The 22,311-nt window shown below is 39.5% G+C and carries 22 protein-coding genes; 4 read left to right on the top strand and 18 right to left on the bottom strand.

Going from position 1 to position 22,311, the window contains the following annotated elements; translation table 11 throughout:
* Positions 1–128: 128 nt before the first annotated feature.
* The 4 genes from AUR67_RS21280 to AUR67_RS08985 all read right to left on the bottom strand — a co-directional run bounded on the left by AUR67_RS21280 (position 129) and on the right by AUR67_RS08985 (position 4,081).
* Positions 129–284, bottom strand: coding sequence for a hypothetical protein (locus AUR67_RS21280; RefSeq protein ID WP_201024583.1), 156 nt, complete (start codon positions 282–284; stop codon positions 129–131).
* Positions 281–442 carry a hypothetical protein gene (locus AUR67_RS21275; RefSeq protein WP_160318713.1) on the bottom strand — a complete coding sequence of 54 codons (162 nt, stop codon included), beginning with the start codon at positions 440–442 and terminating at the stop codon, positions 281–283. The genes AUR67_RS21280 and AUR67_RS21275 overlap by 4 nt, the downstream gene beginning before the upstream one ends.
* 1,621 nt (positions 443–2,063) lie before the next feature.
* Complete coding sequence (locus AUR67_RS08990) at positions 2,064–2,444, bottom strand: hypothetical protein (RefSeq protein WP_058585013.1); 381 nt, start codon at positions 2,442–2,444, stop codon at positions 2,064–2,066.
* Between the two features lie 59 nt (positions 2,445–2,503).
* Complete coding sequence (locus AUR67_RS08985; protein ID WP_058585012.1) at positions 2,504–4,081, bottom strand: ATP-binding cassette domain-containing protein; 1,578 nt, start codon at positions 4,079–4,081, stop codon at positions 2,504–2,506.
* A gap of 244 nt (positions 4,082–4,325) precedes the next feature.
* Here AUR67_RS08985 and AUR67_RS08980 point away from each other — a divergent pair, with 244 nt between their 5' ends.
* Positions 4,326–5,033, top strand: a complete 708-nt coding sequence (locus tag AUR67_RS08980) for a metallophosphoesterase (protein WP_058585011.1) — start codon at positions 4,326–4,328, stop codon at positions 5,031–5,033.
* Here the strand turns inward: AUR67_RS08980 and AUR67_RS08975 are convergent.
* From AUR67_RS08975 to AUR67_RS08955, 5 genes are all read right to left on the bottom strand, one after another.
* Positions 5,025–5,396 (bottom strand): hypothetical protein, encoded by a 372-nt coding sequence (locus AUR67_RS08975; protein ID WP_058585010.1) that lies wholly within the window; start codon positions 5,394–5,396, stop codon positions 5,025–5,027. The genes AUR67_RS08980 and AUR67_RS08975 overlap by 9 nt on opposite strands.
* Before the next feature lie 195 nt (positions 5,397–5,591).
* A complete protein-coding gene (locus AUR67_RS08970) occupies positions 5,592–6,164 on the bottom strand; it encodes a tRNA-(ms[2]io[6]A)-hydroxylase (protein ID WP_058585009.1) in 573 nt (190 codons plus the stop codon).
* Positions 6,165–6,209: 45 nt separating this feature from the next.
* Entirely contained in the window at positions 6,210–6,842 is a 633-nt protein-coding gene (locus AUR67_RS08965) for a sulfotransferase (protein WP_058585008.1), read from the bottom strand.
* The gene (locus AUR67_RS08960; protein WP_058585007.1) at positions 6,839–7,741 is read right to left on the bottom strand and encodes a substrate-binding periplasmic protein; all 903 of its coding nucleotides are present in this window, start codon (positions 7,739–7,741) and stop codon (positions 6,839–6,841) included. Before AUR67_RS08960 ends, AUR67_RS08965 begins: the two co-directional genes overlap by 4 nt.
* A 1-nt stretch (position 7,742) precedes the next feature.
* Entirely contained in the window at positions 7,743–8,117 is a 375-nt protein-coding gene (locus AUR67_RS08955) for an MAPEG family protein (protein ID WP_058585006.1), read from the bottom strand.
* Between the two features lie 119 nt (positions 8,118–8,236).
* Between AUR67_RS08955 and AUR67_RS08950 the strand changes: the two genes are divergently transcribed.
* A complete protein-coding gene (locus tag AUR67_RS08950) occupies positions 8,237–9,589 on the top strand; it encodes a DUF2254 domain-containing protein (protein ID WP_058585005.1) in 1,353 nt (450 codons plus the stop codon).
* A gap of 6 nt (positions 9,590–9,595) precedes the next feature.
* Here the strand turns inward: AUR67_RS08950 and AUR67_RS08945 are convergent, their stop codons facing one another.
* The 3 genes from AUR67_RS08945 to ggt form a co-directional block, all read right to left on the bottom strand.
* A complete protein-coding gene (locus tag AUR67_RS08945; RefSeq protein ID WP_058585004.1) occupies positions 9,596–10,312 on the bottom strand; it encodes an SIMPL domain-containing protein in 717 nt (238 codons plus the stop codon).
* 136 nt (positions 10,313–10,448) lie between these two features.
* Positions 10,449–12,143 (bottom strand): NAD-dependent malic enzyme, encoded by a 1,695-nt coding sequence (locus AUR67_RS08940; protein ID WP_058585128.1) that lies wholly within the window; start codon positions 12,141–12,143, stop codon positions 10,449–10,451.
* Positions 12,144–12,317: 174 nt separating this feature from the next.
* The gene (ggt, locus tag AUR67_RS08935; RefSeq protein WP_058585003.1) at positions 12,318–14,075 is read right to left on the bottom strand and encodes a gamma-glutamyltransferase; all 1,758 of its coding nucleotides are present in this window, start codon (positions 14,073–14,075) and stop codon (positions 12,318–12,320) included.
* 85 nt (positions 14,076–14,160) lie between these two features.
* On the opposite strand from ggt, the gene rrtA reads away from it, so the two are divergent.
* Both rrtA and AUR67_RS08925 read left to right on the top strand, forming a co-directional pair.
* Positions 14,161–14,745: a rhombosortase gene (gene rrtA / locus AUR67_RS08930; RefSeq protein ID WP_058585002.1), complete on the top strand. Its 585-nt coding sequence runs from the start codon at positions 14,161–14,163 to the stop codon at positions 14,743–14,745.
* Between the two features lie 52 nt (positions 14,746–14,797).
* Positions 14,798–15,391 carry a hypothetical protein gene (locus AUR67_RS08925; RefSeq protein WP_058585001.1) on the top strand — a complete coding sequence of 198 codons (594 nt, stop codon included), beginning with the start codon at positions 14,798–14,800 and terminating at the stop codon, positions 15,389–15,391.
* A 72-nt stretch (positions 15,392–15,463) separates the two neighbouring features.
* On the opposite strand, the gene AUR67_RS08920 is transcribed toward AUR67_RS08925, so the two are convergent.
* From AUR67_RS08920 to purE, 6 genes are all read right to left on the bottom strand, one after another.
* Positions 15,464–17,956 (bottom strand): prolyl oligopeptidase family serine peptidase, encoded by a 2,493-nt coding sequence (locus AUR67_RS08920; protein ID WP_058585000.1) that lies wholly within the window; start codon positions 17,954–17,956, stop codon positions 15,464–15,466.
* Between the two features lie 105 nt (positions 17,957–18,061).
* Entirely contained in the window at positions 18,062–19,225 is a 1,164-nt protein-coding gene (locus tag AUR67_RS08915) for an endonuclease/exonuclease/phosphatase family protein (protein ID WP_058584999.1), read from the bottom strand.
* Entirely contained in the window at positions 19,222–20,154 is a 933-nt protein-coding gene (locus AUR67_RS08910) for a YeiH family protein (RefSeq protein WP_414858331.1), read from the bottom strand. Before AUR67_RS08910 ends, AUR67_RS08915 begins: the two co-directional genes overlap by 4 nt.
* Entirely contained in the window at positions 20,151–20,381 is a 231-nt protein-coding gene (locus AUR67_RS08905) for a DUF2798 domain-containing protein (RefSeq protein WP_058584997.1), read from the bottom strand. The genes AUR67_RS08910 and AUR67_RS08905 overlap by 4 nt, the downstream gene beginning before the upstream one ends.
* 154 nt (positions 20,382–20,535) lie before the next feature.
* Entirely contained in the window at positions 20,536–21,684 is a 1,149-nt protein-coding gene (locus AUR67_RS08900; RefSeq protein ID WP_058584996.1) for a 5-(carboxyamino)imidazole ribonucleotide synthase, read from the bottom strand.
* Between the two features lies 1 nt (position 21,685).
* Positions 21,686–22,168 (bottom strand): 5-(carboxyamino)imidazole ribonucleotide mutase, encoded by a 483-nt coding sequence (purE, locus tag AUR67_RS08895; protein WP_058584995.1) that lies wholly within the window; start codon positions 22,166–22,168, stop codon positions 21,686–21,688.
* Positions 22,169–22,311 lie beyond the last annotated feature (143 nt).

The raw sequence follows: 22,311 nt of genomic DNA, 5'->3' as shown, positions 1-22,311 counted from the left end.
TCTTTTCTTTAAATTCATCAGAGTTTGCATATTCCATTGTGCTTTTAAAATAGTATGAAATGAGATTAACTAAATTGTTTTTTCACTCACGCTTTTTCCTTAATAAATTCTATGAACTTACACAGTACTTATCTTAGTGCATCCTGTAAAGCCTGAACAATTTCATCATCAAGCTTATTTTCTGACTTACTTGCTAAGTGCTTAGCCGTTGCTAAGCATACTCGTTTTATAAATGCTTCGGTCAGCAATTTAGCTGCTAAATATTTACCTAATGTTGCTATCATAATTTGTCCTGTAGTTTCGTAATATCTTCACCGTGTTTTTTAATTACCTGTTTAATCCAAGTAATATCTGTTTTCACTGCGGCAACGGTGGCGAACGCGCCACCAATTTGCACAATAACAATGAAAAGTAAGTTTATTGAGTTTGCATCGACTGTCATGCCCTACCCCTTAGCCGCTATCGTTATGGTTTCAGCATCAACTAAACCATCGATTAAAACGCGGTATTGCGTTTTTAATCGCAAATTAGCCAAACCAATTACGGTCTAGGAACTTAGCTATAAAATGTCAATGAACTCCACCATTCAAATCCTTTTTGATTCGTGCTTAGTAGGCATCGTTAATAATGCTCAACCTATTGTATTTGAGTAGGTTTTAAGTAGTTTCCAATCTGTTTTATGTTGCGTCTGAATATTTGAAGTAGATTTTTGTAGTATCTCAGGCCAACGGGAACGTAGAAAGAAACTGTGTTACCTGGTTCAACGCCTGTAATACTTGGAAGTTTAGAAAAATTGCGCATTGACGGTTCCTAGTTAATTAAGTTTTTAACTGGACGCAGAGCGCGAACTTTGTTGATAACAGCAAAAGCAGCTAGTGCCATACCAACGGTAATTAATCGATTTTTAGTGTTCATTAAGGAATCTCCTTTAGAAAAAGCTAGATAGAAGATAAACTCAATTAAATTAGGACGTTTTAGCTTTACTTATAGGTAATACATGGAAAAGATAATTTTAAAATTTTTAAACTATCTAAAGGATAATTGGATAGTGTTCAGTAGCTTCGTTATTCTTTGTACAACTCTTTTCTGTATTTATATTTCATCAAGTATATTCCAATTGTGGGAGGTATCTTATCTAAAGTATATCGATTTTTCAGAGGTTTACAGCTTCACCCTTGATTCTATTGGACTTAAAAGATCCTTAAATGTTTTTATGCTGATTATTACTCTAATTTTACAGTGGGTGAGTTGGTTCTTTATGTTTTCAAACAGCTTAGAAGTAAAAGTAGCTGAAAAGAAAATTTCGAATCTGATTTACACCAATTCGACAGAATCTGCACAAGAACTTCTTAATAAGTCTGAAGACATTAAAAGAGGAAATTTTGTGTTTTCAGCTATCTGTAAACCTCAAGTTATAATGTATTTAATCGTTTGCTCAACATTAACTTACCACACTTTTTACCGGGTTCATGATTATGTAGACGAATATGAGAAGAATACAGAGAATTATAAACACTTCTTGAAAACTAACCTGACAATAAAAGATCAGGAAGAAAAGGTATGCGGGTATGTAATTTATTCGAACAACAATAAAATAATATTCGTAGAATGTGAGACTAAGAAGCTAACTAAGGTGAATCAAAGGTTTGTAATTAGCTCCACAAGTGAAGCTAAAACATAACATAATTATCTCGAGTGTTGATTTGTCAGTCTCTTTACGCAATCAATGCTGAATTTATTTGCGATCAATGTTCTTTCTTGATTGAATTACTTGAACAGTTAAACCCATTTCAGCGACTATATACTTGTAACTTGCTGTTGACTTAAATGCTGCACACCACATAAATTCAACCTAATTAAGAATGCTTTTATCTACTTCCTGTGGTCGTTGATTTAGGGCTGATAACCTACCGCTATACTTACGGATTCTACGGTACAACTCGCCCAAATAATACGACTCCTTACTAACCCGGTAAATGTCTGCAATTTCATCTGAGATTTTATTATTAAAAATATAGTCAAATTTATTCATGTATCTGAAAGACCAAGGCTAATAATTTTTTTCACTTCCCCCAATTAAACGCCTTAGAAACACCCAGCGCTATTTCATGCAGCACGACAAAACCCGCGCCATATAAGGTAGCCCATACTGGGATAATGATAAAATCGAGGGTTGAAGTAGATGATGCAACGGCGACTTCTTGGTAATTTGTAAGCCAAGGGTAAAAGCCAAAGCCGTAAAGAATAACGATTGGTGCTGCAAACAGCATTAATCGCAGTTTTCGCTGTTTAAAAAATAGCATAAATGACGTACCTAGCATCAATAATAACGGCACGAACACGTATACTACTGAGGTAAAATCATTGAGTGTCATGCCTAAACCTATGGTTACTATCAGCATGAATAAAGCAGTAAAAATACGGTAAGCGGCTGTAAAATTCATAGTCATTCCTTGTAATGTACCTACAACCACCCTAGCATGCTAATATATAAATGGCTATTTTATAAACCAATTTGCTTATTACAGCCGATGCTTTCTACAAAGTATTTATCATGGCTTACGAGTATAAACCCACCTTTAAAACCCCGTAATGACTGAGCCAAGAGCTGTTTTGACTCAAGGTCTAGATGATTATCGGGCTCATCGAGTAACAAAAATGCAGTACTTTCAATATTACTGACGATAAACATAGCGAGCTTCATTTTCTCGCCACCACTTAAAAATTCGGCTTTTTTAAAAACAGCGTCTTTTCTAAAACCAATACTGGCAAGTAGAGTACGTGCGGTGCTTTCATCTAGTTTTTTACAGTAAGTCATCACGTTTTCAAGCAGGGTTAGCTCGTTGTTTATTAATGTAAAATGTTGGTCTAAATAATAGAGTGCTTGATTGCAATGTAACTGCCCTGCTTTTACTGGTATTTCGAAAATAAGTGTTTTAAGTAAGGTTGATTTACCAGTGCCATTAGCACCCGCTAAATGAATTTTATCATCACTGAACACCTGAAAATTAAGCGGCTTTTTTGTGCCGTGTGCTAATACAACACCTTCCAGGCTAAGTACTTTATGGTGCTTAGCTGCATCTGATTGCGCTAAATAAAATTGCTGCGCTTTAGTTTGTTCAAGCTTGCTAGAAAGTTGTTGCTTATTACGTGTGAGCTCACATTCTCGCTTAGCGGTATTTTTACTTAGTGATGATAAATTAGCGCTGGCTTTATCTTTTTTAGCATCCATCAACACTTTAGGCTGGCTGCCTGATTTTCTCAGCGCTGCGCCTTGGCCTGCTCGTTTTTGTACTTTTTGCTTTTGTAGTTGCTCTGCTGCCTTGAGCTTACTTTGCTGTTTAACAACGTGGTTTAATTTATTTTCAAGGGCAGCAACTTGCTGCTGTTTTTGTATTAGGTATTCAGAAAAACACATACCATATTGTGTTAAGCCAAGGGTTGTTATTTCCCAAACTTCATGGGCTTGTTCTAATAATTCTTGGTCGTGACTTATTAGTAATAATTGCCCTTTAAAGTTGTGTATTTGCTTTATAAGCCAGCTTTTGCCTTTTGCATCTAGGTGGTTTGATGGCTCATCCAATATTAAAATATCGCGCTTTATGCAGGTAAATAGTGCCCAAAGCTTTAATTGGCTAAGATGGCCTCCGCTTAAATATTTGCTTAATGAGTTTGGGGTTTTGTTGTTTACGCCAAGCCTTATAAGTTCTGCATTAAAGCGCTCTGCTAAATCCCAATTACCTTCAAGCAAAGTTAAGTTTTGCTCTGTAACTTGCCCTTGGTTTATAGCATCAAGGGCATTAAACACAGGCTCTAGCCCAATAGCCTCTGCAATTTTTAGGTTTTCAGCCTGATTTACATCGTTCATTTGCTTATAAAAGCCAAGGGTTGAATGGCAAACAACCTTGCCAGAGCTAGGCTCTCTTTGCTTAGCAAGAATTGACGCTAATATAGATTTACCGCAGCCGTTCCTGCCGACTAACGCGGTGACTTTAGCTGTGAGTGAAAATGAAAGGTCGTTAAAAACAACATCACCATTGCCATGTTGATAACATAAATTAAAAGCTTGAAGTTGTGGCATAGTGCCTCCTGTATTACAGGGGCATAAGCGTTTGATCACACGAGAAGTAACATATTAAAAGTGATAGTGAGCAACGCCTACTAACCCTGTTGATCCAAAAGATAAAAATGAAATTGGATAACAGGTTTAGTTATTCATGTTGGCGGTAACTCCTAAAAGGTGAGGCTAGATAATAACCACCCAGTGCTAAAATAGCAACGAGTTATGATAGTCTTAAGCTACACACTGGTTAAAGGAATGTATTTTGAATTTAGTTAAAAGCCCTCTTGCCTCGCAAAATCTAATTCAAGTTAAGATGCAAATTAATGAAAGTAAACGTGTATTTGTTATTGGCGATTTAGATGCAGATTTAACTAAATTTGAACAGGCGCTTTGCTCTGTTAATTTTAACCCAAGCGAAGATACTTTGTTTTCACTGGGTGATGTGATTGACCGGGGTGAGCACAGCATAGCGTTACTTGCGCGTTTTACAGAACTTGGTGTACATATGTGTCTTGGTAATCACGAGCATATGTTGCTTGAGTCTTTACTTGCAAAGGATAAAGGTTACTACCGTTTATGGGTTGAGAACGGCGGCCGTTGGCATCTAGAAGCAACCGATGAAGAACTCGCACTTGCCTGTAAGCAGCTACTTAGATGCCCGCTTTCTTACTATGTTGAATACGGCACATTAAAAATTGGCTTATCGCATACCACCTGTGCTGATTGGGATTGGCAAAATCCTAAACAAGAAATACAACAAGCGATTGGCGCATTGCTTTGGGATAGAAGCTTAACCAAAGCAAAAAAGCCGCTAATAAATCCAAGTATCGACTTTTCTGTGCATGGCCATAACACGACCAAAAAGCCCTATTGGCTTGGCAATAGTTACCATCTTGATACAAACTATCTCAGCGGTAAGCCCACCATTGTTGAGCTTAGCACGCTGATCAAGCAGTTTACATCAATGTAAACTTGCCAGTCGTTCGACCGTTTTTTCTTCAAGGTATTTTTTGTAGGTAAACCTTGCATGCCACAGTTGCTCATCGGTTTCTTGAATGTAGATGATAGGGCCGGCAATTTTGCTCGCTAAACTTGTAAGTTTACTGTATTCACGCGTATCAATTTTGCCATCGCTGAAGTAGCTTTGCGCGGTATTTAAAAACTGATCGTCTTTATAAATATCGCTATGCCAAATAAGCGAGCGATACATACTAGCAGTTATTTCTGTTGGCTTATCGTTGGAACGAAAGATTTTAACTTCGGTGTAAATTGAATTACCGGTAATTACAATCCCTATTAACGACAGCGTCGTAAGAGTCATCATCCATTTCATGCTCTATTCCTCACAGTTAGGTACTAATTTAACTATAGGAGAGAAAGATGAATGTATGCTGTTTATTTAATCAATTAGGATTGGCAAAACTATTTTCTGGAGACTTAATTATTGTTTTTAGTCCCTAATTTACTGCTTTGGGATAAAACATTAATTTGTGTATTAGGCTAAAAGGCCTAATACACAAGCATCTCACTAGTGAAGCGCTGCTGTAAACGGAATATTTTTACAGATTTCGGCTTCAGCGATAAGGATCTCTTCAAGGCGTGTATCAACCTCTTGCTTATCGAAATACTCGTAGGCAAGTTCGACGAATAAGTTTTTATGTTTTTCTTCTGATTTAGCAATCGCGACATAAAACTCTTTTTCTTTGCCTGCTGGTAAAGCTTCTGCAACAAGCGAAAAGCGCTCATGACCACGTGCTTCAATAACGCCTGCTACTAATAAACGGTCCATTAAAAATTCATCACGACCATTTCTAAATACCGCACGAATTTGTTTGATGTAAGGATCTTTTTGGTCATTACCAAGAGATACATCACGTTCCATTAATAGCTTTAAAACTTGCTTAAAGTGGATCATTTCTTCCAGTGCTAAGTCTGTCATGGCTTTAACAAGCTTACGACGGTCTGGGTAATGAGAAAGCATAGACATAGCCATACCAGAGGCTTTTTTCTCTGCTGCAGCATGATCTTGTAAAAAGGTATCGAAGTCAGCTAAGACACCTTCTGTCCATTCAAATGGCGTGTGGTATTTCAATTCAAACATGATAAGGAACAACTAAACTTATAATGGCGGCGATTTTAACGTATTTTACGTGTGATTATAACCAAGAGATTTATCAATTTTACCACTTCGGGTCGATGACACTTTATCAGGGTGTTTTATATCATTCCAGGCTGTGACCTTACCGCCTATATTGAGCTGTTTAAAGTTAATTGGCTGCTCGGTATTTAAAAACTGCTGAAGTAATTGCGGGCTGTTTGGATCAGCTACATCCAGTGTTAATAACTGCTGTTCACGGCCTTTGAAGTAGTCTGCTACTTGCTGTTGGTGACGCTGATAGCACGCTATTAAGTATTCATCAGATTCTAATTCTGCCAAGCTATACTGCCCAAATACATCGAGATAACAGCGCTTTAAATGGATATTAAAGCCACCATCTGGGCGCATTAAATTAGTGTGCATACGTGTTAATAACTGCCTAATCGAAGGCAGCCACTTAGTTAAATTGCGCTCAAGGTTGATAAAACGGCTATTTGCAAAATGTGCATCAAGTAAGGCGTATTCGCTAAATACCGGAGTATCGGCAATAACGTCTGCGGTTGTAATTGCTTGTTGGGTATAGGCTGTGTGGGCGGTTTTATAGCCGAGTTGTAAAAAGCTGTTACAGATACTGGTTGTGCCGGTTCGTGGTAAACCGATTATAAATATTTTAGAGCTCATGGCACCTGATCAAATGATAACCACAGCGATTTGTCGTTGACTGGGGTTAACCTTGGTAAATCATAATTGCGCAATTCTATAACAATTTTGTCGTGTAGGTGGGCGTTTTTAATAATTTCGCCGTTGTACTTATCAAAAAGCTCATCAAACTCCCCGCTCTTACGCATGATTTTTAAGCCTTTATTAACTGCTTTGGCTATTTCTGGGTCGTTCTTATTAAAGAAAAAATAAATTGGGCTTTTATATTTAAGCATTAACTGAGGAAGTACTGCTAACGGCATTTGGTTTTTGAATACTTCATATTCGTCTTTGATTTCGAGGATAGATCGAGGAAACAAATCGCCACGCCCTCTTTCAAGCATGACAAACAAAAACTCTAAATCTAACGAGGTAGAAACTACTAAACCATTATCGCGCAATATTTTGGTATCTGGCCAATCCTGACCTTGCAAAAAATAGATACTTTTTAGATCATCTAAGGTTTTTAGCTGACTTAAGTGTGCTAGATTTTGCTCGTTTATAAACATCACACGCCAACCAAACAGACCTTTAAACAGCGGTACTCGAATGGGCAATAAACGATCTTCTCGCTCTTTATCAGTCATGGTCCAAGTAACATCAATGGTGCCTTTTTCGATTTCTTTTAAAACACGATTTTGCCCTAACACTTCTGCCGCAGGGGTAAGTGTATATTTATAACCACTTCTTTTTAGTGCTGTTTTAAGTAAATGCAACGGGTAATAATTATCCTCAATGAGGCTTGGCATGGTTTTAGGGTAAATAATATTGAGTGTTGCTGGAGGGATAGTTATTTCTTTTTTGCCATTGATTGTTTTTACTTCAGCTACGCCTGAAATCGAGAATAATAAAAGCACTAAAGTAAAAACAACCTTCTGCATATTAGAATACCTGTGTAACTAATAACATCACTGCACTGATCAACATAGTTAAGAAAGTTAGCATCATCCCTAATACACGTAATTTCATCAGATTATCAGCGAGTGCATAACTATGACAAAAACGGCCAGACAAGAGCATTGCCCCTAAAATATAGCAATAATGGCTTGGAAGGCCTTGGTACTCTAATAAAAATAGCATAATCAAGGAAAATGGCACATATTCAATAAAATTAGCATGAGCGCGTATTGCCGCTTGTAGGCTAGCATCGCCACCATCACCAAGTGAAATGCGTTTTGCTTTACGCAGTTTAATTACACGAAAGCTAAGTTGAATGTATAAAATGGCCAAAATGGCAGCAAACGTTGAAACAATCACAGTTTTTCCAAATTTTATTTAAAGTTAGACGCTTAGCACTGTTTATTGCTAGGCTGTTAAGTAAGTAGTTAGGTTAGCTCAGTATGATATTTAATGTCTAACAGTTCTTAAGGAAGTGCATGTTTACGCCAAGAAAAATCGCCGATAACTACCGCGAGATGATCAGTAGTATCGGTTTTTACCCTTCAATGCTCTCTGTGGTGTTTTTATTATTTGGTTTAATAACCACAGCGGTCGAGTATTCGTCATTATCTATGGAATTTAAAAAGCTCATTGGTGTGTTACTGGTCGATAGCGAAGAGAACGCTCGAACCATCCTCAGTACACTTGCAGGCAGTATTATCTCATTAACCGTTTTTAGCTTTTCTATGGTTATGGTGGTGCTTAATAGTGCCAGTGCCAGCCTTTCACCGCGAGTGCTGCCTGGGCTTATTACACGTAAGTCACACCAATTAGTGCTAGGGTTTTATCTTGGCAGTATTATCTACACCATATTAATGTTGATAAACATACGTACCATTGGTGATGGCGACATGGGGATCCCATCGCTCGGTATCTTCTTTTCTTTGGTGTTTGGTTTAATTTCGCTGGGCTTTTTTGTGTTTTTTATTCACTCAATTTCAAAAGCAATTCAGGTCGATAACGTACTAAACGACTTGTTTAAAAATACCAAAAGCGAGCTTAAATGCATAATTGACATGCAACAAGAAAACCCTGTTGAACAATTTCCTGAGTTTGATGACTGGCATAGTGTTAAAAGTAAAACCGAAGGCTACTTTAAGGGCGCTCATACCGACAAATTATGCGCCTTGTGCCAACAGCACGGTATAAAAATTTATATTTCGGTTAAGCAAGGTTTCTTTACGGTTAAAGGTTATCCGTTTTTAAAATGCGACACTGACTTATCTGACAAACCAGAGCTGGTAGAGAAATTACTAGACTGTTTTATTTTTTATATCGAAGAATATATTAGTGACCATTACCGCTACGGTATGACGCAAATTTCAGAAATTGCCGTTAAAGCAATGAGCCCGGGTATTAACGATCCCGGCACTGCGGTAAAAGCCATAGATATGTTGAGTATATTGCTTATATTGCGCTTAAACATTTACGACGTGAACTACTCGCTTAAACGATGCGAGAACAATAAACCACACTTGTTCATACACGAAACATCATTCGATGAGCTGCTGCATGATAACTTTACGCCCATTCGTAACTATGCAAAAAATGACGCCTATGTAATGGTGAATGTGCTTGAGGCGTTTAAAAACATATTGTTTAGAGCATCTGATAACGAAAAAGCAACTGATAGCCTATTTGTTTACTTAGGGGCGATTATTGAGGATATAGATACGCATATTAGTAATGAGTACGACCGTGAACAAATTACTAATATGCTAAAAGCGATTGCCCGTATTTCTGAGCAACAAGGTGAAAAATTGCTGGCAAGGTTTGCCAGCAACCAATAACTGAATTTAGTTTTCGATTAGATAAACCGCATAACTGCTTGCAGTAATTGTAAGCTCACCACCGTTGTATGCATCAGGTACATAGTTATCTGGTGCAGCTTCTGCCATAACCATTTTGCTGGCACGCATATAAGGTTGGCTACCTGTATCGAGTGGGCTACTTGATGCAGTATATAGACCTTTAAGTTCAACCCCATAATCACTGGCAAACTCTTTCGCAGCAGCACGGGCATCTTTAATAGCAAGCTTTTGCGCTTTCTTTTGTAGCTCTTCGTACTTGCTTGATACAAACTGAGTTTGATTGATTTCATTAATACCTGAGTTCACCAGTTGCTGAAGCATAATCGGGTATTTTTTAATATCAGTTAACGTAACAGACAAACTACGCGTTACTCTGTAGCCTACAAAGTTTTGCTTACCTGTTTCGCGGTTATATTCTGTTTGGCGATGAATTGAGATATTAGAGGCATAAATACCCTTTTCTTCTACGCCTTGGTTTTTAGCAAGCTTAATCGCTTTCGCCATGGTTGCATCGGCTTTGTTTTTAGCGGCAATTAAATCTTTATCTACTTCAACAATACCTACTGTCAGTTTAACGTTATCTGGGATTGCTTTAACCGTTGCGTTACCTTGAATATAAATATGTGGCGCATCTGGTGTTGCTTCTGCTAATGCATTAAAACTTAGCGCGGCGGCCATAGCGGTAAAAACTAACTTACGCATAATACTGTTCCTTAATTAAAAACTCCTTTCATTATCACCTTAAAGGGTTAATTGAATCTGAACAAGACCCTATTATTCAGATATAAAAAAACAGGCGTTAAAAGCCTGTTTTTTCAATTACTCAATCCGTTATAGCTTAGATACTACGACGCTTGTAGTTACGGTACTCTGGAAGCCAGTAGTTTTTCTCAATGGCTGCCCATAGCGCTTCATCGCTCAGCTCAAGTGCCACACCTTCTTCCATCGCTTTTTTCGCTACTGCAAATGCAATACGCTTACTTAACGATTGGATTTCTGTTAGTGCTGGTAATAAGCTGCCTTTACCAGTATTTGCACGTGGTGAAGACTCAGCCAGTGTTTCACTTGATACAATTAGCATTGCATCTGTGATACGTGTTGCTTTGGCAGCAATAACGCCTAAACCAATACCCGGGAAAATGTAGCTGTTGTTACATTGTGGGATTGGGAACGTTTGACCGTTATACTCAACCGGATCAAATGGGCTACCAGAGGCAACAATTGCTTGGCCGTCTGTCCATTCGATTACATCTGAAGGAAGCGCTTCAACTTGCTTAGACGGATTACTTAACGGGAAGATAATCGGTTGTGGGCAAGATGCGTGCATTGCACGAATAACTTGTTCTGTGAATAAACCAGGTTGTCCAGAAACACCAATCAGGATGTCTGGTTGTGCACAGTGCATAACATCTAATAACGATGCGAACTCACCGCTGTATGTCCACTCGCTTAAGCCATCTTTAGATTGGCAAAGGGCTTGTTGGAAGTCACGTAAGCCTTCCATACCTTCAGTAAGCAGACCAAAACGGTCAACCATGAAGATTTGAGAACGCGCTTGTTCATCGCTAATGCCTTCAGCAACCATAGTACTGATGATTTGCTCAGCAATACCGCAGCCCGCAGAACCTGCACCAACAAACACAACTTTTTGCTCAGAAAGCTTCGCGCCTTTAACACGACATGCAGCAAGCAAAGAACCTACAGTAACCGCAGCAGTACCTTGAATATCATCGTTAAAGCTACAGATTTCATCGCGGTAACGTTTTAGTAATGGCATTGCATTTGGTTGTGCAAAGTCTTCAAACTGAAGTAACACACTTGGCCAACGACGTTTAACGGCTTTAATGAATAGATCTAAGAATTCGTCATACTCTTCTTGCGAAATACGTTTATGACGTGCACCCATATACATAGGGTCGTTAAGTAGTTTTTCGTTGTTTGTACCAACATCAATCATTACTGGTAACGTATAAGCTGGGCTAATACCACCACATGCTGTGTAAAGTGATAATTTACCAATTGGAATACCCATACCACCAATACCTTGGTCACCTAGACCAAGAATACGCTCACCGTCAGTCACAACGATAACTTTTACTTTACCTTTAGTAGCATTACGTAAAATATCATCAATTTGGAAACGATCTTCATAAGAGATAAATAGACCACGGGCACTGCGGTAGATGTCTGAGAATTTTTCACAGGCATCACCTACCGTTGGTGTGTAGATAATTGGCATCATTTCTTCAAGATGATCACGCACTAAACGGTAGTAAAGTGTTTCGTTGTTATCTTGAATAGCACGAAGGTAAATGTGCTTGTTTAAATTATCGCTAAAGCTTGAATACTGTTGGTAGCAACGCTCAACTTGTTCTTCGATCGTTTCATAACGCGGTGGCAGTAAACCGGCTAAGTTGAAATTTTCCCTTTCTTTTTGTGAAAAAGCACTGCCTTTATTTAATAGTGGCGTTTCGATCAGACCTGGGCCTGAATAAGGAATATAAAGATAATTTGGATCGGTATTTGTAGTCATATTTCCAAGCTTTGATGCGTCATAATTATGACCTGACATTATTACTCTTGAAGGCGAAATTGCAATGACAATTCACCTTGTCAGACCATTGAAGAAAATGAATTTTATGCTCTAAATAGCATAGCAGATAGTATACATGAAAACTCAGCAGCTTTAAGGCTGCTGAGCTTGTTTTTAGTGGCTTTTATCACTTAAAGCGATGCCTTCACGGCGCGGATCGGCTGCGCCATAAAGTTTACCGTCTTTAACTTCAACAGCATGTAAACCAGAGTTTAAATCTAGGATACGAACTGCGTGTCCGCGGTTAACAAATTCTGCTTCAGCGTTGGCAAGTTCAGTGCCCTTTTCGAGGCTTGTGTAATTATTGCGATTAGTAATGCGCGGTAAGTTAATAGCTGTTTGCGCATCTAAGTTCCAATCAAGCACACCTACAACCACTTGAGCTACATAATCAATAATACGGCTACCACCTGGTGAACCAACCACTAAACGTAAGCTGCCGTCTTTGTTAAACACCATGACTGGCGACATTGAACTACGCGGGCGTTTACCCGCTTCAACGCGATTAGCTAATGGCTTACCATTTTTAGTAGGCGATAAAGCAAAGTCTGTTAGTTGATTGTTTAAAATATACCCGTTCACCATTACTGTTGAACCAAACGCCATTTCAATAGAGCTGGTCATCGAAACCGCATTACCTTGGCTATCAACGATCGATACATGAGTTGTTGATGGTAACTCGTAAGCATCATCTTGCGCGTAAGCAAGTGAGTTAGGCGGTGTGCCTGCTTCTGCGTGAGCATCTTTTTCTGAAATAAGCTTTGCACGACCTGCAAGGTAGTCTTTATCGAGTAATCCTTGAGTTGGGATTGGCATAAAGTCAGGGTCACCCATATACACGTTGCGATCAGCAAACGCTAAACGCGATGCTTGGGTAAAGTAATGCAGTGCTTGAACAGAGTTTGGTTTAAGTTTAGCCATGTCTTTATGTTCAAGTAAGGCTAAAATCTGTAATACAGCTACACCACCACTACTAGGTGGTGCCATTGAGCACACTTCGTATTGGCGATAATCAACACACACAGGTGCGCGCTCTTTGCTTTTGTAATTAGCTAAGTCTTCAACCGTTAAAGTACCCGGTGCGACTGCTGAGTTTTGCACTGCATGCACAAGTTCTTTGGCGTTTTCACCTTTATAGAAAGCATCAATGCCTTGTTTTGCTATATCTTTATAAAGCGCGGCAAGTTCAGGGTTCTTTTTAACCGTACCTACAGCAAGCGGTTTACCATCAGGGAAAAAGTAGTCACGAATAACAGGTAGCTTAGTAACCCCTGGGTTTAATTCTTTAGCCAATAATTGATGTAAACGCGGCGACACAATAAAGCCTTTATCAGCCAATTCAATGGCAGGACCAAACAAAGTTTGCCACTCTAACTTGCCGTAACGTTTATGGGCGGTGGCAAAAGCGTCTAAAATACCTGGAACACCAACAGAACGACCACCTACAACGGCTTCAATCCATTTTACGGCTTTACCGTGCTTATCTAAAAATAGTGTTTCATCAGCATTGCTTGGAGCCGTTTCGCGGCCATCAAAGCTGGTTAGGCTTTTGCTTTTGCTGTCGAAGTACATCATAAATGTACCACCACCGATGCCCGACGATTGAGGTTCTACCAGTGTCAGTACTAATTGCGTAGCAATGGCTGCATCAACTGCTGAGCCGCCTAGCTCAAGCATTTTTTGGCCAGCTTTTACTGCATAAGGGTTTGCTGCTGCGACCATGTACTTATCGCCTTCAACAACCTGTTTATGAGCAAAGCCTGTAGCAGCTTCAGGTTCGCGAGTTTCAATTTTTGCAGGGGTTGCAAAAATAGCCGTTGAATAAATTAATGAGGTGGACAGAGCTAACAGCGCTTTGGTTTTGAATAACATAAATAAACTTAATCCCGTAGTGTATTTGGCATCTTAAAATTAAACGTGCACAATAGGCGACAATCTCAGATACAACAAAAATAACATGATAAACCTGCCCCTGAAACTAGAATATATTCTGCCGCCATTGTGTTTAGTAATACTAAGTTCCTTATTTGCTACTTTTAACTTAAATGAATATCTCGAATTTAACCGTGAGTTAGTAGCAAATGGTGAATTTTGGCGCATTTTCACTAGTCAATTTGTACACGCAAATTGGCCCCATTTAGGCTTAAATTGTGCCGGAATTTTATTAATTTGGGCGCTACACGCTGAACATACAAGCCCTGCTCGCTATGCGTTTAATATTGCCATTCTTGCATTATGGTGTGGCTTAGGTGTGTGGCTATTTTGCCCAGATATCCAAATTTACACCGGGTTAAGTGCCCTACTGCACGGTGTGATCATTTGGGGTGCAGTTAAAGATGTACAAGCAGGCATGTTTGCAGGCTGGTTATTATTTGCTGGTACTTGGGCTAAAGTGATTTGGGAGCAAATAGCAGGCCCTAGTGAATCGGTGAGTCAGCTAATCGCGTCTAATGTTGCCATTGATGCCCACTTTATCGGCGCAATTGGCGGCACATTGTTGGCTTTGCCTGTCTTTATAAAAATATTAAAAATGCGCGGGTAACCTTACTCGCTCTTTACAACTGCTCTTTGTTAACTAGAAAAAGGAATTTTAAATGAATGAAAATAAAGGAGATATTTACCTTCGCATTATCCTATTTTGCCTTTACGGGCCTCTATTGGCTGGGCTATTTGGCCAATTGGTAAACTTAAAATTTGTTTCACCAACGTTTATGGCAAGCCTTGATAATATCTATTACACCATAGTATTTTGCTCACTTTGTATTGGGTTTTGTCTGTTGTTAGCAAAATACAGAATCGTTAAAGAATCGTTTAAGAATAAAATTATTGCTCATTTGACCCTTATTCTTAGTATTTTGTATTCATGCTTAATGTTCTTTGGTATTGGTTTACTTATATTATTCAACATCATGTTTAACTCAAATACTGATTACGTTCACCAAGAACAGGCATTTGAATATCGCACCTTTTATGTCTACACATCAGACCCTGGAGCTTTTGGAACTGCTCACCATTATGTGTATTTAAAGTGCCCTGCTTCGTTTAATCGCTATGAATTGGAGTTAATAGCCAATCTATCATGGATGAGAGACTATAAAATGAGTTTAGAGGGTGATAGTTTAATTTTTGATAACGACTCAAAGGAAGGTAAGACTGTACTCGATGTGAGTGAATTTTACTGCAAATAACCCCTTTTGGATAAGTTCTATTACAAACAAAAACAGCCACTTAAAGTGGCTGTTTTTCATTTACGCTATTGATTAAAGCGTTTCTTTAAATAGCTTATGAATACGACGGTATTCATCTAACCAGCTTGATGGTTGTACAAAACCATGCGGCTCAACTGGGAAGATAGCTGTTTCAAAGTTCTCTTTTTCTAGCTCAATTAAGCGCTGTACTAAGCGTACTGAGTCTTGGAAGAATACATTGTCATCAACCATAGGCGCATTAATTAATAAATGGCTCTTAAGACCTTCAGCAAAGTAAATTGGAGAGCTCTTTTCATAAGCAATCGGGTCAACATCTGGGTGGTTTAAGATGTTAGACGTATAAGGACCATTGTAGTGAGCCCAATCAGTTACCGGACGAAGTGCAGCACCTGCTTTGAATAAATCAGGTTGTGTGAATAGCGCCATAAACGTCATGAAACCACCGTAAGAACCACCATAAGTACCTACAGCTTGTGTATCTACGTTTGCGTTGTCTGCCATCCAGCTTACGCCGTCTGCTAAATCTTGGATCTCAGGTGTACCCATTTGACGATAAATGGCTGTACGCCAATCACGGCCGTAACCTTTCGATGCACGGTAGTCCATGTCCATTACTACGTAGCCTTCTGAAGCAAGTAGTGAGTGGAACATAAACTCACGGAAGTAACCAGACCAACCCATGTGTGAGTTTTGTAGGTAACCAGCACCGTGGTTAAAGATAACCGCTTTACGGTTTTTACCTGTTTCGCCTTCTTTATAATCAGCTGGGTAATATACTTTTGCGTAAATTGGCTGTTCAGTGTGGCTTGAAGGAACAGCAACAATCTTAGGTGCAATTAGTTTTTTCGCTAAGAACTCATCAGATACTGTATGCGTTAACTGAGTTGCTTGGGTATTTGCTTTTGCATCTGCAACATAAAGCTCAGGCGGCGACATAATTTTTGAATGAGTTAGCAATAGTTTGCTTTCATCTGGGCTTAACTGGTAATCAGTCATACCATCAAGGTTTGTTACTTGCTCAGATTCACCGTTTGCAGGGTTTACACGATAGATTTCGTAAAGACCTGGGTGCTCAACGTTGGCTTTGTAGTAAATCGCAGAGTTATCAGCCGTTAACGTTAAGTTAGAAACAACAAATTGGCCTTTTGTAAGCTGCGTTGCTTTACCGTTAAGTGGCTTTTTGTAAATGTGGCTGTAACCAGACTCTTCAGATAAGAAGTAAAGCGTGTCTGAGTTGTTCAACCAACCAAAATCATTGTATGCATAGTTAACCCACGCATCGTCATGCAGACGGTGTTGTGAAACAAGTTTATTGTTTTGCGTATCAACAGTGGCTAACCAACGGTCTTTGTTGTCCCATGCTTCTAGCATAAGAGCCACTTGTGAACCATCTGTGTTCCATTGGATTGCACTTTGGTCCCAACCCCAATCCATCATTAAGTTGATGGCACGTGGTGCTTTTTCAGACTTATAAGTTTTGCCATCACGGGCGTAGTTTTCTTTCTTAACAGCTGCAAGTACGTCTTCATCAAAACCAGGTAAGGTATCGAATGCAAGCGTTGTTTGCTCGCCTGATTTAAGGTCGATGTAAACAACGTCTGAGCTGATTGGTTTTTCATCAGCAACACGACGGCGTACTTTTTCTGCTTTAACGCGTGCATCATCGGCAATGTAATTAGGCATGATATCGCCTTCATCGCGCCATGAACGGCTTTCTGTGGTTACTGCAACAAGTGCTTGGCCATTTGGTGAAAGCTGTACATCGGCTAAACGCTTACCTTTACCTAAATAAAACTGTGCATTAGCAATGCTGTCGTTTTGCTCGTTGATTTGTGCTTTACGCTCTTCACGATCTTTTTTGTTTTTGTGCGTCAGCGCAATGTAATCAATTAGCTTGTGCTGCTCTTTTGCAATGTAAGTGTCTGGCTCTTGTACACCTTTAGGTGCATCGTCTAGGTGTAAGTTAACTAATTCAACTTGACGACCCGTTGCTAAATCAACTTTATAAAATGTATTACCTTGGCGATATGCAAGGCTACCATCAGTTAAAAACTGTGGTTTTGATTGCTGCGCGCTGTCGTGAGTGATTTGTGTAATTTGCCCAGTGCTTAGGTTTTTAACGAAGATATTACCTTCAAATGCATAAGCCTGTTGCTTTTTATCTGCAGAATAAACGGCATTTTTAGCGCCTACAGTGTGTAGTTTGTTTAACGCTAATTGTGATGCAGATTGGCTATTTACCGCTTGAACGTATAAATCGCGTAACTCATTGCCTTGTTGCTTTTGTGCATAAACGATGCTGTTAGAATCACCATTCCAGAAAGCACGCTCTGGCTGACGGCCTAACCAATCAGGGTGAGCCATTGCTTGCTCTAACGTGATTTCAGCTGAACCTGTATCAGCAGGAGTAGCAACAACTGGTGCTACATTGGTAACTTGTTCTTCAGAAGGCGTTGAGGCGGTTGATTGACAACCTGCTAGCATGAAGCTAGATGCGACTGCGAGAGCCACTAACGTTTTATTAGCAGTGGTTTTGAATTTCATAGTGCTTCTTACGGGTTATTATAATTCGCCCTATTTAAGCAGAAGCACTGATGAAATAGCAATTTTTATAGGATAAACAGCCAAAGATTTCCGTTTAATAACAACTTATTTTAAGCTGATATCAAGCCATACCATACGGTGATCAGATGATGCGTTACGATCTTTAATTAAACGGAACAGTTCAGAGTTTTTTTGTGGCCAAAAAACTCCACCATCGTTTATCTCAATCCCATAATTTGATGGTAAAACGTAATCAGCACGAGCTTGCCAATAAGCGGTATAGTTTTTAGCGTAATCTTCTTTATACGACTCTTTAGCGCCTTTGCTTTTTGGCGTAAAAGAGGTATTCACTAATGGATTTTTTAAAATTTGGTCTGTGGTATTCGGGCGTGCCTTACCCCCTTCTGGCGCAGCATTTAAGTCACCAACAATAACAAAACGACTTTTCGCTTTTAAGCCACCTTTTTGACCTTTATCATCGTAAATGTAGTTAGCATTGTTGATGTAATCAGCAACTAGGCGTACTTCATCGTGGTTGCGCTTACCGTTACGGTCTTCGTCACCATCAAAAACAGGCGGCGTTGGGTGCGATGCAAGCAAGTGAAACGTTTTACCTTTTACATCTATTGGTAAATCCCAAAAAGACTTAGAACTTAGGTGAATTTCTTGCCATTCTTCAGCTGAATACCAGTTTTTACCTGTTTTGGGGTCGATAGGCATTTGTGCATTTGGCATATCTTTGTATTTGAATAATTGTAATGTACGCGCTTTATCTAAATCGATTGGGTAGCGCGACAATACTGCCATTGCATAATGCCCCTCAAAGAAGCCAAAGCCATGTGCGTCGCCTTTGTAATGCCCCTTTACACCATCGTTGTCTAGGTCAAACTCAGTAGGTAAACCTGTGTTAACAGGTGCAATAAAGTAATACGGGTAATCGATGGCAACTTGCTTATTTTGCGATACTTGCAGGTAGTTTTTACGAAATACGTTAATGCCTTTATCGGCATCAATATAATCAAACTCATTGAGTAAAATTACATCAGGTCTTACGCGCTGAATAATTTCGGCAATGTTACGAATTTGCTGGTGGTTGCTGGCTAATGCTTTACTTAGAGCATCTTTATCTATTGCTTCGCCTTTTTTAGCATAGTTGGTTGCATCCATACTCACATTAAAGGTAGCAACACGCAAATCAGCAGCCGATACATTGTTAGCAAATAAGCCTACAGCCACTGCTATTGAAGAAGTTAATAAAGCGTTTTTCATGAAATAAATCCGTCTACTATAAGTAGTAAAATAATACTGCTGACAATGATCCATAAGATCATCGCCATGATAAAAGGTTTAATGCCCGCTTGTTTTAAGACTGAAATAGATAAACCACTACCAATCAAAAATAAGGTCATTATTAAAACTTGTTTAGCACCCACATTGAGTGCATGCCACAGTGTTTGATACTCAGGAAAGCTCGAATTAATCAGTGCAGCCGCTAAAAAACCAAATATAAACAATGGGATACTGGCTTTTTCATCCGATTTCCAAAACACACCCGCGATGCTCGTGTAAGGGATTATCCACATCGCTCTGGTCAGTTTAATGGTTGTGGCAATAGCAAGCGCTGATGCGCCATACGCAGCGGAAGCCCCCACTACACTACTGGTGTCGTGAATAGCAAGTGCTGCCCAAACACCGAATTGTTGCTCAGTCAGGCCAAAGTAATGACCAATCATTGGGAATAACACTAAGCCAAGGGCGTTTAATAAAAACACCACAGCGAGTGATATAGCTACTTCGTGATCTTTGGCCTTTATAACCGGCGCCATTGCTGCAATGGCGCTACCACCACAAATGGCTGTACCAAATGAAATAAGTACACCGGTGTTTTTATTTAACTTAAATAACTGAGATAAAATTTCACCAAGGCCAATAATCGCGGTAATACTGACAATAGTAAGTACAATAGAGCTGCGCCCTACTTCTATAACTTGATTAAAATCAACAGCAAAGCCTAAGCCAATCACCGCCAACTTTAGCATCCATTTACTTATTTTTTGTGACTGCACTGCAAATGGGTTGCCTAATATCATGGCAAATAAAGCACCGACGACAAGTGCTGTAGCAGAGCCAACAAATGGTAATGCTGATACTAAAAATAGTGCAATAAATAGAAACTGCTTTGGGCGTTCGGCTATCACAATTGTGCTCTGATAAGTTTATTGGTTAGCTTATGCACCACAGGTGCAACAAAAATAACGGTAGGAAATGCCACACAAAATGCAAAAGCCCATGCTTTAAGCCAAATGGTTGCAATGTTATCGATTAAACCAACGTTAAAGATGCTGATCACTAAAGACATAAATCCAGACATAAACAGCGCCATAAAGAACGCAAATACGACTGTTCTAAATCGAGGATGTAACATAACGAACTAATATTAATATAAAAATATTAGTCTATAGCAAGATGTTCCTGACGCAAGTGCTTTGAGACAAGAGGTACAAAATTAGCGAAGTTTGTGGATAAATAATAGCGATTAAAAAGCCGAGATAAACTCGGCTTTTAAGAATTTAAACTGATTAGTTTAAAATAAGTTGAGTGCTGGTAGCTGCTACACCTGGGTAGTCTTGCTCTGGCAGAATTTCAGCCAGTGCCGCTAAACGCTCACCTAATTGATGAAGGTTATCAGCCGATACATTGATATGACCCATCTTACGACACGGTTTAGCCGTTTTACCATACCAATGACTTGTAACGTCTTGCGTTGCCAGTACTGAGTGTGGGATTGAAGGCTGACCTAATACATTGATCATAGCAGTAGGACGAAGACACTCTGTACTACCTAATGGTAGACCTGCAACAGCGCGCATGTGGTTTTCGAACTGTGAACAGTGTGTACCCTGCTGTGTCCAGTGACCTGAGTTATGAACGCGTGGCGCAATTTCGTTTACTAATAACGTACCTTGTACATCAAAAAACTCAATTGCTAATACACCCACATAATCAAGCTCTTGCGCTAACTTGTTAAATGCAAGCTCTGCTTGTTCTTGAATTGCTGCTTTTTCTTTACCCGCAACTGAAAGCGTAAGTACACCATTGGTGTGTTGGTTTTCAGTTAATGGATAAATAACAGTGTTACCCGCTTTGTCGCGAGCACCAATGATAGATACTTCACGGTCAAATGGGATCATCTTTTCAGCGATAATAGAATGCGGAGCACTTTCAGTGCCTGATGCTATGAAATCTGCCATTTCTGACCAGATTTGGTCAATTTGATCATCAGACTTTAAGCGCCACTGCCCTTTACCATCGTAACCTGCTTGGCAAGTTTTGATCACAAGCGGCTTGCCTAAACGCTCTACGGCAGCAACAAGGTGCTCTTTTTCTGTAATTAGCTGGTAAGGCGCACATTCAACATTAGTTTTATCAAGTAATGCTTTTTCAAGTGCGCGGTCGCCACCTGTTTTAATTGCCGCTTTACCCGGATAAAACTTATTGCTTTGACAACATAGTGTAAGTACATCATCAGGAATGTGTTCAAACTCTGCTGTAATCGCGTCTGCGTTATCAATAGCTTGTTGTAATGTGCTGTTATGAACTTCACCTGTTAATGGGTGAATGATTTTTTCACTACCCACATCGTAGGCAACAACATTTAAATCAAGCGGTGCACCCGCTAAGCTCATCATGCGAGCTAACTGACCTGCACCTAAAATTAGAATATTCATATCACTCTGCAGGATTAGGGTTAGCTAAAATAGTGTCTGTTTGTTCTTTACGGAAAGCTTCTACTTTTGCGAAGATTTCAGGCTGTTGGCAACCTAAAATTTGTGCCGCTAAAAGGCCAGCATTTGCAGCGCCTGCTTCACCAATAGCAAGAGTACCTACCGCAACACCTTTAGGCATTTGGCAAATAGATAATAATGAATCAACACCATTAAGTGTTTTAGACTTAACTGGTACACCTAAAACTGGCAGAGATGTAAACGCCGCAGCCATACCTGGTAGGTGCGCAGCACCACCGGCACCTGCGATAATAATTTTAATGCCGCGATCAGCAGCTGAGCTTGCATAGTCAGCAAGTAATTGAGGGGTACGGTGAGCAGAAACAACTTTAGTTTCGTATTCAATGCCGAATTTTTCTAGCATTAACGCCGAATGTTCCATCGTTGGCCAGTCTGATTTGGAACCCATAATAATGCCAACAGTCATAAATACACCTCAGTTAAATAGTTTTCTAAAAAGCGGACTTTTGTCCTTATTTTGTGGCGGGTATTATATACCTAACTCACATCAAGATGCGACTCTAGAAGCACAAAAAAGCCATGACATGCATGGCTTTTAATCACTCATCA

Origin of the sequence: Pseudoalteromonas sp. XI10 (genome assembly GCF_001469895.1) — a bacterium.
In the GTDB taxonomy this organism is placed as follows: domain Bacteria; phylum Pseudomonadota; class Gammaproteobacteria; order Enterobacterales; family Alteromonadaceae; genus Pseudoalteromonas.
Note: the sequence above shows the minus strand (reverse complement) of the source record. Positions and strands in the feature narration are given on the sequence as shown.